Here is a 14,044-nt window from a genome sequence, read left to right as displayed (position 1 = left end):
CGGCAAACATGACCCAGACACTCTCGCTGCGAGCTGTCCTCTGCGCCACCACCCTGGTTTCCCCGTTCCTGGCGCAGGCCGCGACGGAGTCCGAGGTCGAGGCGCTGAAGAAGGAACTCCTGGAGCTGCGCCAACGCTACGAGGCCCAGCAGAACGCCCTGATGGTCCTCGAACAGCGCGTGCGCCAGGTCGAGGCGCAACCCCAGGCGCCGCAGCCGCAACGCCTGGTCAAGTCGATCCAGCCGCCGGCGCAGGCGCGCAACGACGCCAACGCGGTCGCCGGCACCTACGGCGCCAGCCTCAAGGACGATGGCGCGCCCGCGCCCAGCGTGGAAAACATCTACCAGGACGCCAGCGGCTTCTTCGGCGGCGGCACCTTCAGCCTGGAGACCGGCCTCACCTACAGCCACTACGACACCCGCCAGTTGTTCCTCAACGGCTTCCTGGCGCTGGACTCGATCTTCCTCGGCAACATCGGCGTGGATCAGATCGATGCCGACATCTGGACCCTCGACCTGACCGGCCGCTACAACTGGAACCAGCGCTGGCAGGTGGATATCAACGCCCCGGTGGTCTATCGCGAATCGACCTACCAGTCCGCCGGCGCCGGCGGCTCAACCTCGCAGATCACCGAGAAATCGGTGACCGGCGACCCACGCCTGGGCGACGTCAGCTTCGGCGTCGCCTACAAGTTCCTCGACGAAAGCGAGAGCACCCCGGACGCGGTGGTCAGCCTGCGGGTCAAGGCGCCCACCGGCAAGGATCCCTACGGCATCAAGCTGAAGCAGGTACCGGGCAACAACAACCTCAACGTGCCCGACGACCTGCCCACCGGCAACGGCGTCTGGTCGATCACCCCGGGCATCTCGCTGGTGAAGACGGTGGACCCGGCGGTGCTGTTCGGCAGCCTGTCGTATACCTACAACTTCGAAGAGTCGTTCGACGACATCAACCCGCAGCAAGGCGTGAAGACCGGCGGCAAGGTCAAGCTCGGCAACTGGTTCCAGCTCGGCGTCGGCGTGGCCTTCGCGCTGAACGAGAAGATGAGCATGTCGTTCTCCTTCTCCGAACTGATCAGCCAGAAGAGCAAGGTCAAGCAGGACGGCCAGAGCTGGCAGACCGTCAGCGGCAGCGACGCCAACGCCGGCTACTTCGGCCTGGGCATGACCTATGCGGTGAGCAACAGGTTCAGCATCGTGCCCAGCCTGTCCATCGGCATCACTCCGGACGCGCCGGACTTCACCTTCGGCGTGAAATTCCCCTACTACTTCTGAGGGGCCACCGTTCGAGCCTGGGCATGCCTTACCCCTCGAAGGGATGCGTGAGCCTGGGAGCGGTCCTCGCCTAGCTGCGCAGGGCGGATAACGCCGCAGGCGTTATCCGCCGGTAGCAACGGCACCGTCCCTCTCAAGCCTCGCCAGCGAGCGCCCGCTCGACTTCCTCGCGCGAGGGGATCGAGGTCTGCGCGCCGAGGCGGGTCACCGAGATCGCCGCGGCGGCCTGGCCGAAGCGGATCGCCGCCGCCTCGTCGAGGCCGCGCGCAAGGGCCGCGGCGAAGCCACCGACGAAGGTGTCGCCGGCCGCCGTGGTATCCAGCGCCTTGACCCGCGCCACCGGGAAATGCTCGACCCGCCCCTCGCCCACCAGCAGGGCGCCCTGGGCGCCGAGGGTGACGATCACCCTGCCGGCGCCCATTTCGCGCAGGCGCTCGGCGGCACGTCCGGCGCTCTCCAGGGAGTCCACCGGCAGGCGGCAGAGCAGTTCGCTTTCGGTCTCGTTGGGGACCAGGTAGTCCACCAGCGGCAGCCAGTCCGCCGGCACGTCGCGGGTGGCCGGCGCCGGGTTGAGGATCACCGTCTTGCCCAGCGCATGGGCCCGGCGCAGCACATGGCCAATCGTCTCCAGCGGGCTTTCCAACTGGCAGACCACCACCTGCGCCTGCTCCAGCAAGTGTTCGTGGCGCGCCAGCACGGCCGGCGACAGGTGGCCGTTGCCGCCGGCGACGATGACGATGGCGTTCTGGCTGCTGTCGTCGACCACGATCAGCGCCACCCCGCTGGACTCCCCGGCCACCCGCTCGACGCCCTGGCAGTCGATGCCCTCGGCCTGCAGCGCGCGGTACAACTGGTCGCCGTAGGCATCGTCGCCAAGGCAGCCGATCATCGCCACCCCAGCGCCGAGACGCGCCGCGGCGACCGCCTGGTTGGCGCCCTTGCCGCCGGGAATGGTGGTGAAGGACTGCCCGGCGAGGGTCTCGCCGCCCCGTGGCAGGCGCGGCGCGCGCACTACCAGGTCCATGTTCAGGCTGCCCACCACCAGTACTTTCGCTTGCATCGTTGCGTCCTTGTTCCAGCCTCTCTCTAGCGAGGGCGCCCCCGGCGCCCGGTTCAGACCCGCACCAGCGGCGGCGCGGTGGATTCGCGCAGGACCAGCGCCGGCGCCACCACCCGCCGCTGCATCGGCTCCTCGCGCTCGGCGATGCGTTGCAGCAGCAGTTGCGCGGCGATCTCGCCGAGCAGGCGGATCGACTGGCCCACGGTGGTCAAGGCGGGAAACACGAAGCGGCTCAGCTCGATATCGTCGAAGCCGATCACCGACAGTTCGTGCGGCACCCTGATATTCAGCTCGGCCGCGGCGCGCAGCACGCCGATGCCGATCATGTCGTTGCCGGCGACGATCGCCGTCGGTCGCTCGCCCTCGCCGCCCAGCAGGCCGAGCGCCGCGTGGTAGCCGCCGGGGCTGCTGAACTCGCTTTCCAGCAGCCACTGCGGACGCACCTCCAGGCCGGCCTTGGCCATCGCCCGCCGGTAGCCCTCGACCCGCAGCGTCGAGACCTTGGTCGACAGCGGCCCGCCGATGCAGGCGATGTCGCGATGGCCCAGTTCGAGCAGGTGGCGGGTCGCCAGGTAGGCGCCCATCTCATGGTCGATCTGCACCCGGTCGGCTTCCACGCCTTCCACCTCGCGGTCGACGATCACGGTCGGCGTGCGCATGTTCGCCAGCCCCTTGGCCAGCGCGCCGTCGCCGCCGGCGGACGCCAGGACCAGGCCGTCGATGCGTTTCTCCTGGAGCACGCGCAGGTAGTTGGCCTGCTTCTGCGGGTTGTCGTCGGAGTTGCAGAGGATCACGCAGTAGCCGTTGCGCTCGCAGCAATCCTCGATGCCCCGCGACAGCTCGGCGAAATACGGGTTGGTACTGTTCGGCACCAGCAAGCCGATGATCGAGGTGGTGCGCACCTTCAGCGAGCGCGCCACCGCGCTGGGCACGTAGTGCAGCTGCGCGATGGCGTCCTCGACCTTCTTGCGCACCGCGTCGCTGACCGGCCGCGTCCTGTTCACCACATGCGATACGGTGGTGAAGGAAACCCCCGCCATCGCCGCCACGTCCTTCATTGTCGCCATCGTTCAGCCCTGTCTGCGGGCGCGATGGCTGCGGTAGGTATCCAGCACCACCGCTACCACGATCACCGCCCCGGTAATGATTCGTTTGGTCGGCTCCGACGCACCGATCTGCGCCAGCCCCGCCGCCAATACGGAAATGATCAGCACGCCGAAGAAGGTGCTGACCACCGAACCTCGCCCGCCCATCAGGCTGGTGCCGCCGATCACCACCGCGGCGATGACCTGGAGTTCCAGGCCGACCCCGGCGTTGGGATCGGCCGCTTCCAGACGCGAGATCTGGAACAGCGCGGCCAACCCGGCGAGCAGCCCCATCAGGGCGAATACTGCAATCTTATAGGGTTTCGGGTTCACACCGGCCAATCGCACCGCTTCTTCGTTGGTGCCGATGCCGATCAGGTAGCGGCCGAACACCGTGCGGGTGAGCACCGCCTGGGCGGCGAACATCACCAGCAGGGCGATCACGAAGGCCGGCGAAATGCCGAACGCCAGCGGATTGGACAGCCAGGCATAGGCGTCGCCGATATAGGCCGTGCGCGAGTCGGTCATCTGGTAGGCCAGCCCACGGGCCATCTCCAGCACCCCGAGGGACACGATGAACGAGGGAATCCGCCAGGCCACCGTGATCGAACCGGTGACGCAGCCGGCCAGGGTCGCGCAGGCCATCCCGAGCATCGCCGCCGGCAGCACGCCCCAGCCCCAGCCGAGCGTCGCCAGGCTTACCGCCGAGGCCGCCAGGGCCAGCACCGAACCTACCGAGAGATCGATGCCGCCGACGATCAGGATGAAGGTCATGCCCACCGCCAGCACCACCAGGTCGGGGATCTGGTTGGCGATGGCGAGGAAGGTGCCATAGCTGAGGAAGTGGCTGCTCAGCGCCGAGAACAGCGCGATCATCGCCAGCAGCGCGCCGGCCAGGCCGAGGTAGGTGCCCAGGCCGAAATAGTTGCCGCGTCGCAGGGTTGGCGCTGCGGCGGCGGTAGCGGAAGACGTCGGGTCGCTCATTTCTGGTTCCTTGCGTTGCGTGTTCACGACGTCGCCAGCAGCGCGTCGCGTTTCTTGTAACCGGCGAAGGCCGCCGCCAGCAGCGCGTCCTGGGTCCAGGCGTCGCGCTCGAAGGTGTCCACCATACGTCCCGCCGAGAGCACGCCGATGCGATCGCAGATCAGCATCAGCTCGCGCAGGTCGCTGGACACCACCACCAGCGCCTTGCCCCGGCGGGTCAGTTCGGCGAGCAAGGCATAGATGTCGAACTTGGCGCCGACGTCGATGCCACGGGTCGGCTCGTCGAACAGCAGCACCTGGCAGTCGCGTTCCAGCCAGCGGCCGATCACCACCTTCTGCTGGTTGCCGCCGGACAGTTCGCCCACCGCCTGCGCGGTGTCCGCGCAGCGCACCCGCAGCGCCTCCACCTGGCGCCGCGCCAGGGCTTCCTCGCGGCGCCGGTCGATCACCCCGTGGCGCGCCAGCGCCGGCAGGTTGCCCAGGGCGAGGTTGGCGCTGATCGACTGGTCCAGCAGCAGGCCCTCGCCCTTGCGGTCCTCGGTGATCAGCGCCACCCCCTGGCGCACCGAGTCGGCCGGCGAACGCAGGCTCAGGCGCTGCGGCGGATCGCCAAGCAGGACCTGCCCACCGTCGGCACGGTCGGCGCCGTAGATCAGGCGCAACAATTCGGTGCGCCCGGAGCCGATCAGTCCGGAAATGCCGAAGATCTCCCCCGCGCGCACCTCGAACGACACCTCATGCACCTTGCCGCGCCGGCTCAGCCGCTCCACCCGCAGCAGCGGCGCACCGGTCTGCCGTGGGCCCAGGTCGAAGCGCTCACCCAGGTCGCGGCCGACCATCAGGGTCACCAGTTGGTCGGCGTCGTAGCGCTCGATCGGCTCGACGCAGACCAGGCGGCCATCGCGCAACACCGCGATGCGCTGCGAAATCCGCGCCAGTTCCTCCAGTCGATGGGAGATGTAGACGATCGCCACGCCGCGTTCGCGCAGCCGCTCGACCTGCTCGAAGAGCATGTCCACTTCGCGCGCGGTAAGCATCGCCGTGGGTTCGTCGAGGATCAGCAAGCGGCAGTCGCCGATCAGGTTGCGGGCGATCTCGACCATCTGCTGGTGGCCGATGCCGAGGTCGCCGACCAGCGTGCCGGGATCGATCGCCTCCAGGCCGACCTGGGCCATCGCCTCGCGGGCCGCCGCGCGCAGGCGCCGACGGTCGATCCAGCCGGCGCGCCGGGGCAGGTCGTGGAGGAACAGGTTCTCCGCCACCGACAGGGTCGGCAGCAGGTTCAGTTCCTGCATCACCATGCGCACGCCCAGCGCCTCGGCCTCGCGGCGGCTAGCGGGGGCGTAAGGCCGGCCGAGGAGCTCCAGGCTGCCGGCGCCGGGACGTTCCAGGCCGCCGACGATCTTCGACAAGGTGCTCTTGCCGGCACCGTTCTCGCCGGTCAGGGCCAGCACCTCGCCGCCGAACAGTTGCAGGTCGATCTCCGCCAGCACCGGCTGCGCGTAGGTCTTGCCGACCCCGCGGATGCTCAGCAGCGGCAATGCGTCGCTAGACATGGGAAGGCTCCATCGGACGGCTCAGGGCGCGGTCACCAACTCGACAGGCGTCTCGACCACGCCGTCCTTCTCATGTTCCGGGGTTTGCCCGGCGAGCAGCTTGAGCGCGGTCTGGATACCGAACACCGCCTGCTTCGCGGCGAACTGGTCGGCAGTGGCCAGCACCCGGCCATCCTTGAGCATCGGCTTGATCGCCTGGATATTGTCGTAGCCGACCACCTTCACCTGCCCGGCGCGGCCCGCCGCGCGCACCGCCGATACCGCGCCGAGGGCCATGCTGTCGTTGCCGGCGAGCAGCGCCTTGAGGTCCGGATGCTCGTTGAGCATCGCCGAAGCCACCGCGTTGCCCTTCTCGATTTCCCAGTTGCCCGACTGCAAGGAGACGATCTTCATCCCCGCCGCGTCCATCGCATCCCTGAAGCCGGCGGTGCGCTGCTGGGCATTGGTGGTCGTAGAGACCCCTTCGATGATGCCGACCTCGTCGCCGGCCTTCAGTCGCTTCGCCAGGTACTCGCCGACCAGCCGCGCGCCCTTGCGGTTGTCGGGCCCGACGAAGGGCACGCCGATCTTCTTCGCCTGCAGCACCTGCGGGTCGAAGCGGTTGTCGATGTTGACCACCACGATGCCGGCGTCCAGCGCTTTCTTCACCACCGGCACCAGCGCCTTGGAATCGGCCGGCGCGATCACCAGTGCGTCGACCCCGGACACGATCATCTGCTCGACGATGCGGATCTGGCTGGAGGTATCGGTCTCGTCCTTGATGCCGTTGGAAACCAGTTCGAACCGGTCGGCATGCTCCTTCTGGTAGGCCTTGGCGCCGTCCTCCATGGTCAGGAAGAACTCGTTCGCCAGCGACTTCATCACCAGCGCGATCCTGGGCTTCTCGGGAGTTTCCGCGTGGACGGCGGACAGGGGCAGGAACGAGGAACAGGCAGTCAGCACAACGGCAGCCAACAGGCGCCGGGAAGCGACCCGCTTCATGGTGTATCCTCCAGCTTTTCTTATCGTTGTATTGAGGCTTTTCCAGGAGATTATCCAGACGCAAACGTTTGCGTTAGGTGAATATGCGTCGATCTGACAGATTCTGTCAATCGCCACGAGCAACTGTCGCGAACCGGTCGGGATCGGTTGGATTCTAGTTCGCTACGGCTGGGAAACGCAGGATATTTTGCCTGGCCGGCAGATCTCCCGCCGCCCACTCAGCGCAACCGGTGCTTGTGCAACAGGCGGTAGAAGGTCGGCCGCGACACCCCGAGCATCCGCGCGGCCACGCTGAGGTTGTCGCCGTAACGGGCCAGCGCATCACACATCGCCTGGCGCTCGGCGCAGAGCTTGTAGACCTCCAGGCTGGACAACGGCGGGCCGTCGCCGCGCGCGCATTCCAGGCCGAGGTCCTGGGCCTCGATCTGCTTTCCCTCTGCCAGGACCAACCCGCGACGTACCCGGTTGGCCAGTTCGCGGACATTGCCCGGCCAGGCGTGCATCGCCATCGCCGCCAGCGCGTCCTCGCTGAAGCGGCGCGGGCGGCGGCCGGTCTCCAGGCTGTAGAGCCGGGAGAAATGCTGGGCCAGCAGCGGCAGGTCCTCGCTCCGTTCGCGCAACGGCGCGGTGCCGACCTGCAGGACGTTGAGCCGGTAGTAGAGGTCCTCGCGGAACGTCCCGGCATCGATCGCCGCCTCCAGGTCGACATGGGTCGCCGCCAGCACCCGCACGTCCACCTCGACCGGCCGGCTACCGCCGACCCGCTCGATCTGCTGTTCCTGGAGAAAGCGCAACAGGTTGGCCTGCAACTCCAGCGGCAGGTCGCCGATCTCGTCGAGGAACAGAGTGCCGCCGTCGGCCGCCTCAATCCGTCCGACCTTGCGCTGGTGCGCGCCGGTGAAGGCGCCCTTCTCGTGGCCGAACAGCTCGGACTGGATCAGGTGCTCGGGAATCGCCCCGCAGTTGATCGCGACGAACGGCTTGTCCGCGCGCCGCGACTGCCGGTGCAGGGTACGCGCGACCAGTTCCTTGCCGGTGCCGCTCTCGCCACGGATCAGTACCGGCGAGTCGGTCGGCGCCAGCTTCGCCAGCAGCCGGCGCAGGTCGCGTACGGCCAGGCTCTCGCCGAGCAGTTCGTGCTCGCCCTCGGCATCGCCGGGCACCGTGCCGCGCCCGCGCAGGCGGGCCATGCCAAAGGCGCGGCCGAGGGTCACCTGCACCCGCGCCATGTCGAACGGCAAGGTATGGAAGTCGAAGAACCATTCGCAGACGAAATCGCCGACGCCATTCAGCGGCAAGGTGTCCGGGCTGAGCACGGCGATCCACTCGGTGCCGCTGCGGCTGATCAGGTCCTTCACCGTCTCCGGCCGCTCCAGGTGGAACGGCCGCAGGCGCAGCAGGCCGACGTCGCAAGCGCGTTCGCGCGCCGTTTCCAGCGCGCAGCTGTCCACTGCCCAACCCGCCTCGCGAAGGCCCGGCAACAGGCGCCGGCAATCGTCGCACGGGTCCACCACCAGCAGACGGCGGAGGTTCGATGCATCTAACATGTGTGCTCCTTTGCGGCGCCAATTCTTTGAGCCGTCATAAAAACGGCATGTTGGCGCTCTGAAAGGAAAATCTAGCAATTTTTTGACGCGCGAAAGTGAATCTTTGTTTATATCGCCAATGCCGAAATCGTCTTATCAGTCGTAGCCGCGACGCTTGACTTCCAGGCGCCGGACGAACTCCTCCAGGACCAGCTTGTAGAGGTCGTCGCCGAGGTAGACATCCTCCACCCCGCAGTCGATGTTCGGGTTGTCGTTCACCTCGATCACCACNTTGTAGAGGTCGTCGCCGAGGTAGACATCCTCCACCCCGCAGTCGATGTTCGGGTTGTCGTTCACCTCGATCACCACCACCTTGTCGCCGGCCTGCTTCAGGTCCACCCCGTAGAGGCCGTCGCCGATCAGGTTGGCGGTCTTCACCGCCAGCTCCACCACCTTGCGCGGCGCCTCGTGCACGGGCATGGTGCGGAAATCGCCGCTGACCTCCTCGGCGTCCGGGCTGTGGTCGTAGATCTGCCAGTGGCCCTTGGACATAAAGTACTGGCAGGCGAAGATCGGCTTGCGGTTGAGCACGCCTATACGCCAGTCGTACTCGGTATAGAAGAACTCCTGGGCAAGGATCAGCACCGAGCGCTCGAACAGCTCGGCGCTGGCCGCCAGCAACTGCTCCTGGTCCTCCACCTTGATCACCCCGCGCGAGAAGCTGCCGTCGGGAATCTTCAGCACCAGCGGGAAGCCCAGGCGCTCGCCGACCTTCTCCAGTTCCTGCGGGTTCTCCTTGTAGAGAATCTCCGTGGCCGGCATGCCCAGCTTGTGGCTGCGCAGCAGGTCGGCCAGGTACACCTTGTTGGTGCAGCGCAGGATCGACACCGGGTCGTCCATCACCACCAACCCTTCGCTCTCGGCCTTCTTGGCGAAACGGTAGGTGTGGTCGGCGACATTGGTGGTCTCGCGGATGAACAGCGCGTCGTACTCGGCGATCCGCGAATAGTCCTTGCGCTCGATCAGGTCGACGTCGATGCCGAGGCTGCGGCCGACCCGCACGAAGTTCTTCAGCGCTTTGGCATCGGACGGCGGGAACGCCTCGCCGGGGTCGTGGAGGATCGCCAGGTCGTAGCGGAACGGCTTGCGCGAACGCGGCTTGCGCCAGATCTGCCGGCTGAAGTTGTCCAGGGCGTTGGCGAAGAGGTCCTCCTGATCCTCGCGCAGCTTGTGGATGGCGCCGGGCTTGATGCCCTCGATGTGCCAGGTGCGGTTGCGCTTGAACTCCACCAGCAGCAACGGGCAGGGAAACGCCTCGAACAACTGTCGCGCCAGGTCCTGCAACGGCTCGATGTCGGTACGGCCGAAATACAGGGTCAGGGTGAAACCATCGGTGCTGCCGTAGGGGTGCGCGGCCAGGGCCTTGTCCAGGGTGCGATCCAGATCTTCCAGGACCAGGCTGTACAGCGACTTCCTGGCCAGCTCGCTGATCGTCCGCACCGAGGGGATCACCTTGTGCCCGCGCGCCTCGGCGAGCAGCGAGCAGTAGTAGCCATGGCGCAGGTACTTGTAGTGCCGGCACAGGTTGATCACCTGGACCCGCTTGCCAGTGTCGTCGTCGATGGGCAGTTCCAGGTATTCCTGGGCGGTGACCACATCCTCGCTGGGGTAATAGGACGTCCAGTCTTCCTTGCGTTCCACGATGATGAACAGCTTGCTCACGACACCTCCCGGGGGGACAGCGAAACCACGGCGCATTCGGAACCGGCTTGCCGGCGCACGCATCCCGGCCAATACTCGGCGGGAATCCCTTGCGAAACCGCTCTATGGCGCCTGCCAGCAAACCGAAGCGTACAGCACCCATTACAGCACGCCCGCGCGGAAGTTCCCGCCCGCGGCCGTGGAGACCGCTATGAACCTGACCCTCCGCCCGGCCGGCGCGGACGACCTGTCCGCCCTGGTCGAGCTGGAAAACCGCTGCTTCGACTACGATCGCCTGTCCCGCCGCAACTTCCAGTGGATGCTCACCCGCGCCCACGCCAGCCTGACGGTAGCCGAGGGCGACGGCGGCGTGCTCGGCTACGCCCTGGTGCTGTTCCACGAAGGCACCTCGCTGGCCCGCCTCTACTCCATCGCCATCGACCCGCGCGCCCGCGGCATCGGCCTCGGCCAGAAGCTGCTGGAAGCCGCCGAGCAGGCCGCGCGGGACAACGACCGCGCCTACATGCGCCTGGAAGTGCGCCCGGACAACCGTGGCGCCATCGCCCTCTACGAGCGCAACGGCTACCGTCCCTTCGCCACCGTGCGCGACTACTACGAGGACCACAGCGAAGCGCTGCGCTTCGAGAAACGCATCCGCAACCCCGGCCACGACCAGCGCCGCCACGTGCCCTTCTACCGGCAGACCACCGATTTCACCTGCGGCCCGGCCTGCCTGCTGATGGCCATGGGCGCGCTGCAACCGGAACGCCAGTTGACCCGCCGCGAGGAACTGCGCCTGTGGCGCGAGGCGACCACCATCTACATGACCGCCGGGCACGGCGGCTGTAGCCCCCAGGGCCTGGCGCTGGCCGCCTGGCGGCGCGGCTTCCGGGTCAAGCTGGTGCTGTCCGCCAGCGGCCCGCTGTTCCTCGACGGCGTACGCAACGAAGACAAGAAGGCGGTGATGCGCCTGGTCCACGAGGACTTCTGCGAGGAACTGGACGCCTCGGGCGTCGAGCAGAAGCGCTCGGCCAGGCTCGACATCCCGCGCCAGTTGGCCCGGGGCGGCCAGCCGCTGGTGCTGATCAGCAGCTACCGCCTGACCCGCTCCAAGGCCCCGCACTGGGTGCTGGTCACCCACTACGACGAGGACTTCGTCTACCTCCACGATCCCGACGTCGACCACAGCCAGCACCGCCAGCCGCTGGACTGCCAGCACATCCCGGTAAGCCACGCCGAGTTCGACAAGATGAGCCGCTTCGGCCGCAGCAAGCTGCGCGCGGCGGTGATCCTGTTCAACCCGGAATGATCCGCATCGCCCCGCCCTGCGGCGGGGAGATGTTCTCGCCTATCAATCAATTCCATCGATAGTGGCTAGTGAGACTATCCATTTTTCATTCGCCAACGCCGATGTTTACATAGTCGCCAGATCCCCGAATAACCAGAACGGAACTGGAGACGACACCATGAGCTACTCCGCCAAATCCTTCTCGGCCCTGATCAATGCCATGCGCGCCGACGGCATCACCCGCCTGGAACAACTGGCCCGCCAGCCCTTCCGCAACGCCCAGGGCTTCTGGAGCGCGGAGGCGAAGAAATGAAAGCCCTGCTCGACCGCCGTACCGATCCCACCTGGATGCTCTACGCCGCAATCATCGCCTGGCTGGCCTTCTCCGGTCTCTGACCGGCAGGCCACCGGCGCCTCGCCCTGCCGTTCCACGACGCTCCGGCGTCCACCTTTCTCCGGTGAAATACCGAGCTTTCGTCGCCAACATCGCCAGGCGAGGCCTGCGCAAACGTTTCACCCGTTCGCTGTCAAGAAAACCTTGTCAAAAAAGCTGATAGCAGCTTGCCAATATGCCAACGCCTTGGCATAACGGTGCCCAAAAAAGGCCTACAAGGACGTTCCTGATGCGCACCGTGAAAAAGGCTCTGCTGGTTGTCGGCGTGATCGTGCTGGCGGTCGTCGGGGTGGTGGTCTACTACGTCGCCAATCCCAACCTGCCCCACTACCAGGCGCCGAGCGAGGTACGCTACCTGCCGCAATGGAAGGACGAGGCCCGCCAGCGCTTCTACTACACGCCCCAGGGCACCCTGGTGAAGGGCCTGCACTACGACTGGTTCACCGCCCTCGAACTGCCCTTCTCCGAAGAACCCTTCGCCGCCCCCGAATACCTCGCCCGCTTCGGCTTCCTCGTCGATCCGCAGCAGAAGGCCAGCGACCTCAACCCCGGCAACCTGCCGGTGGGCTTCAGCCAGCACCGCGACGAGAAGACCGGCACCCGCTACCTGGACATCACCTGCGCCGCCTGCCACACCGGCGAACTGCGCTACCAGGGCAAGTCGCTGCGCATCGACGGCGGTGCCGCCATGCATTCCATCGCCGCCACCGTGCCGACCCTGCGCGGCGGCGCCTTCGGCCAGGCGCTCGGCGCGAGCATGGCCGCCACCTACTACAACCCGTTCAAGTTCAACCGCTTCGCCAGGAAAGTCCTCGGCGAACGCTACGAACAGGACAAGTCGCAACTGCGCGCCGACTTCAAGGCCGTCCTCGACACCCTCCTGCGCACCGCCTGGAACGACACCCGCCGCCACCTCTACCCCACCGAGGAAGGCCCCGGCCGCACCGACGCCTTCGGGCGCATCGCCAACAGCGTCTTCGGCGATGCCATCGACCCGAGCAACTACCGCGTCGCCAACGCCCCGGTGAGCTATCCGCAGGTCTGGGACATCTGGAAATTCGACTGGGTGCAATGGAACGGCTCGGCCATGCAGCCGATGGCGCGCAATATCGGCGAGGCCCTCGGCGTCGGCGCGCGCCTGCAGATCTTCGACGAGCACGGCCAGCCGCTGCGGGGCGAGCAGCGCTACGCCTCCAGCGTACGCCTGCACGACCTGCACGCCCTGGAAGAAACCCTGCAACAACTGAAACCGCCGACCTGGCCGGAAGACCTCTTCGGCCGCATCGACCTGCAACGCGCCTCCCAGGGCCGCGCCCTGTTCGAAGCCAACTGCGCCTTCTGCCATGCACCCAAGGTGCAACCGGCGGAATACGCCGCCCCCGGACGCAATCCCGAGTGGCGCATGCACATGGTGCCGACCGAGGTGATCGGCACCGATCCGACCACCGCCGACAACATCGCCGACCACCGCTACGACCTGCGCAAGCTCGGCTGGAGCGTCGACGAACTGGCGCGGATGAACGTCCAGCTGATCGGCGCCGATCCGCAGCAACTCGACCTCTCGCAACTGTCCTCGGCCAAGGGCCTGGCCTACATCACCGCCTTCGTCGAGCAGCGCGCCTACCGGGACGCCGGCATCCCGCCGGAACAGCAGAAGACCATGAACGGCTTCGACCTGCCGATCGGCGTACAGGAACTGCGCGCCTACAAGGCCCGCCCGCTGGACGGCGTCTGGGCGACCCCGCCGTTCCTGCACAACGGCTCGGTGCCCAACCTGTTCCAGCTGCTCTCCCCGGCCGCCGAACGCTCGCCGCAGTTCTACGTCGGCACCTTCGAATTCGATCCGAAATTCGTTGGATTCCGCACCGAGAAATTCCCCGGCGGCTTCCTCCTCGACACCCGTCTCACCGGCAACCGCAACAGCGGCCACGAATTCCGCGACGGCTGCCGGCAGAACGGCGTGATCGGCCGCGCCCTCAGCCCGGAAGAACGCTGGGCGCTGGTGGAATACCTGAAGGTGCTCGGCAACCCCGAATTCGAGCGCCGCCTGGTCCCGGCCCAGACCCCACCCTGGACGCCCGGCCCGAAATGCCCGGCGCCGGAGCAACGGACCGCGCAACGCTGAACCTGGGAAATGGAGAAGCGCGAGGCATGGCGCCGCCGCCCCTCTCCACCCCGAGCAGCCCCTCTCCCTT

Annotated in this window: 11 protein-coding genes; 4 read left to right on the top strand and 7 right to left on the bottom strand. The window is 67.0% G+C overall.

Going from position 1 to position 14,044, the window contains the following annotated elements:
* Positions 1-8 precede the first annotated feature (8 nt).
* On the top strand, positions 9-1,274 hold the full coding sequence (locus LT948_RS27945; RefSeq protein ID WP_003088309.1) for a transporter: 1,266 nt from the start codon (positions 9-11) through the stop codon (positions 1,272-1,274).
* Positions 1,275-1,407: 133 nt separating this feature from the next.
* On the opposite strand, the gene rbsK is transcribed toward LT948_RS27945, so the two are convergent.
* From rbsK to LT948_RS27910, 7 genes are all read right to left on the bottom strand, one after another.
* Positions 1,408-2,334, bottom strand: coding sequence for a ribokinase (gene rbsK / locus LT948_RS27940; protein ID WP_003117393.1), 927 nt, complete (start codon positions 2,332-2,334; stop codon positions 1,408-1,410).
* Positions 2,335-2,387: 53 nt separating this feature from the next.
* Positions 2,388-3,401 carry a LacI family DNA-binding transcriptional regulator gene (locus tag LT948_RS27935; protein ID WP_003119158.1) on the bottom strand — a complete coding sequence of 338 codons (1,014 nt, stop codon included), beginning with the start codon at positions 3,399-3,401 and terminating at the stop codon, positions 2,388-2,390.
* Between the two features lie 3 nt (positions 3,402-3,404).
* Entirely contained in the window at positions 3,405-4,403 is a 999-nt protein-coding gene (locus LT948_RS27930) for an ABC transporter permease (protein ID WP_003088303.1), read from the bottom strand.
* 23 nt (positions 4,404-4,426) lie between these two features.
* On the bottom strand, positions 4,427-5,959 hold the full coding sequence (locus tag LT948_RS27925; RefSeq protein WP_033995828.1) for a sugar ABC transporter ATP-binding protein: 1,533 nt from the start codon (positions 5,957-5,959) through the stop codon (positions 4,427-4,429).
* 21 nt (positions 5,960-5,980) lie between these two features.
* Positions 5,981-6,940, bottom strand: a complete 960-nt coding sequence (locus LT948_RS27920; protein ID WP_003088297.1) for a sugar ABC transporter substrate-binding protein — start codon at positions 6,938-6,940, stop codon at positions 5,981-5,983.
* Between the two features lie 218 nt (positions 6,941-7,158).
* Positions 7,159-8,487, bottom strand: coding sequence for a sigma-54 dependent transcriptional regulator (locus LT948_RS27915; RefSeq protein ID WP_003119160.1), 1,329 nt, complete (start codon positions 8,485-8,487; stop codon positions 7,159-7,161).
* A 135-nt stretch (positions 8,488-8,622) separates the two neighbouring features.
* Positions 8,623-10,188, bottom strand: coding sequence for a RimK family protein (locus LT948_RS27910; protein ID WP_232197128.1), 1,566 nt, complete (start codon positions 10,186-10,188; stop codon positions 8,623-8,625).
* A gap of 190 nt (positions 10,189-10,378) precedes the next feature.
* Between LT948_RS27910 and LT948_RS27905 the strand changes: the two genes are divergently transcribed.
* The 3 genes from LT948_RS27905 (at position 10,379) to LT948_RS27900 (ending at position 13,974) form a co-directional block, all read left to right on the top strand.
* Positions 10,379-11,476 carry a GNAT family N-acetyltransferase/peptidase C39 family protein gene (locus LT948_RS27905; protein WP_003088292.1) on the top strand — a complete coding sequence of 366 codons (1,098 nt, stop codon included), beginning with the start codon at positions 10,379-10,381 and terminating at the stop codon, positions 11,474-11,476.
* A gap of 157 nt (positions 11,477-11,633) precedes the next feature.
* Positions 11,634-11,768 carry a hypothetical protein gene (locus tag LT948_RS33230; protein ID WP_003088290.1) on the top strand — a complete coding sequence of 45 codons (135 nt, stop codon included), beginning with the start codon at positions 11,634-11,636 and terminating at the stop codon, positions 11,766-11,768.
* A 310-nt stretch (positions 11,769-12,078) separates the two neighbouring features.
* The gene (locus LT948_RS27900) at positions 12,079-13,974 is read left to right on the top strand and encodes a di-heme-cytochrome C peroxidase (RefSeq protein ID WP_003111268.1); all 1,896 of its coding nucleotides are present in this window, start codon (positions 12,079-12,081) and stop codon (positions 13,972-13,974) included.
* The last annotated feature ends 70 nt before the right edge of the window (positions 13,975-14,044 follow it).

The organism is Pseudomonas sp. CP-1, from assembly GCF_021213715.1.
Lineage (GTDB): Bacteria > Pseudomonadota > Gammaproteobacteria > Pseudomonadales > Pseudomonadaceae > Pseudomonas > Pseudomonas aeruginosa.
This window is presented reverse-complemented; position numbering and strand designations above follow the sequence as displayed.

What these genes read in the sequence shown, in the direction of transcription:
- LT948_RS27945 (WP_003088309.1), top strand. Translation starts at nt 9, where the DNA reads ATGACCCAGACACTCTCGCTGCGAGCTGTCCTCTGCGCCACCACCCTG.
- rbsK (WP_003117393.1), bottom strand. Translation starts at nt 2,334, where the DNA reads ATGCAAGCGAAAGTACTGGTGGTGGGCAGCCTGAACATGGACCTGGTA.
- LT948_RS27935 (WP_003119158.1), bottom strand. Translation starts at nt 3,401, where the DNA reads ATGGCGACAATGAAGGACGTGGCGGCGATGGCGGGGGTTTCCTTCACC.
- LT948_RS27930 (WP_003088303.1), bottom strand. Translation starts at nt 4,403, where the DNA reads ATGAGCGACCCGACGTCTTCCGCTACCGCCGCCGCAGCGCCAACCCTG.
- LT948_RS27925 (WP_033995828.1), bottom strand. Translation starts at nt 5,959, where the DNA reads ATGTCTAGCGACGCATTGCCGCTGCTGAGCATCCGCGGGGTCGGCAAG.
- LT948_RS27920 (WP_003088297.1), bottom strand. Translation starts at nt 6,940, where the DNA reads ATGAAGCGGGTCGCTTCCCGGCGCCTGTTGGCTGCCGTTGTGCTGACT.
- LT948_RS27915 (WP_003119160.1), bottom strand. Translation starts at nt 8,487, where the DNA reads ATGTTAGATGCATCGAACCTCCGCCGTCTGCTGGTGGTGGACCCGTGC.
- LT948_RS27905 (WP_003088292.1), top strand. Translation starts at nt 10,379, where the DNA reads ATGAACCTGACCCTCCGCCCGGCCGGCGCGGACGACCTGTCCGCCCTG.
- LT948_RS33230 (WP_003088290.1), top strand. Translation starts at nt 11,634, where the DNA reads ATGAGCTACTCCGCCAAATCCTTCTCGGCCCTGATCAATGCCATGCGC.
- LT948_RS27900 (WP_003111268.1), top strand. Translation starts at nt 12,079, where the DNA reads ATGCGCACCGTGAAAAAGGCTCTGCTGGTTGTCGGCGTGATCGTGCTG.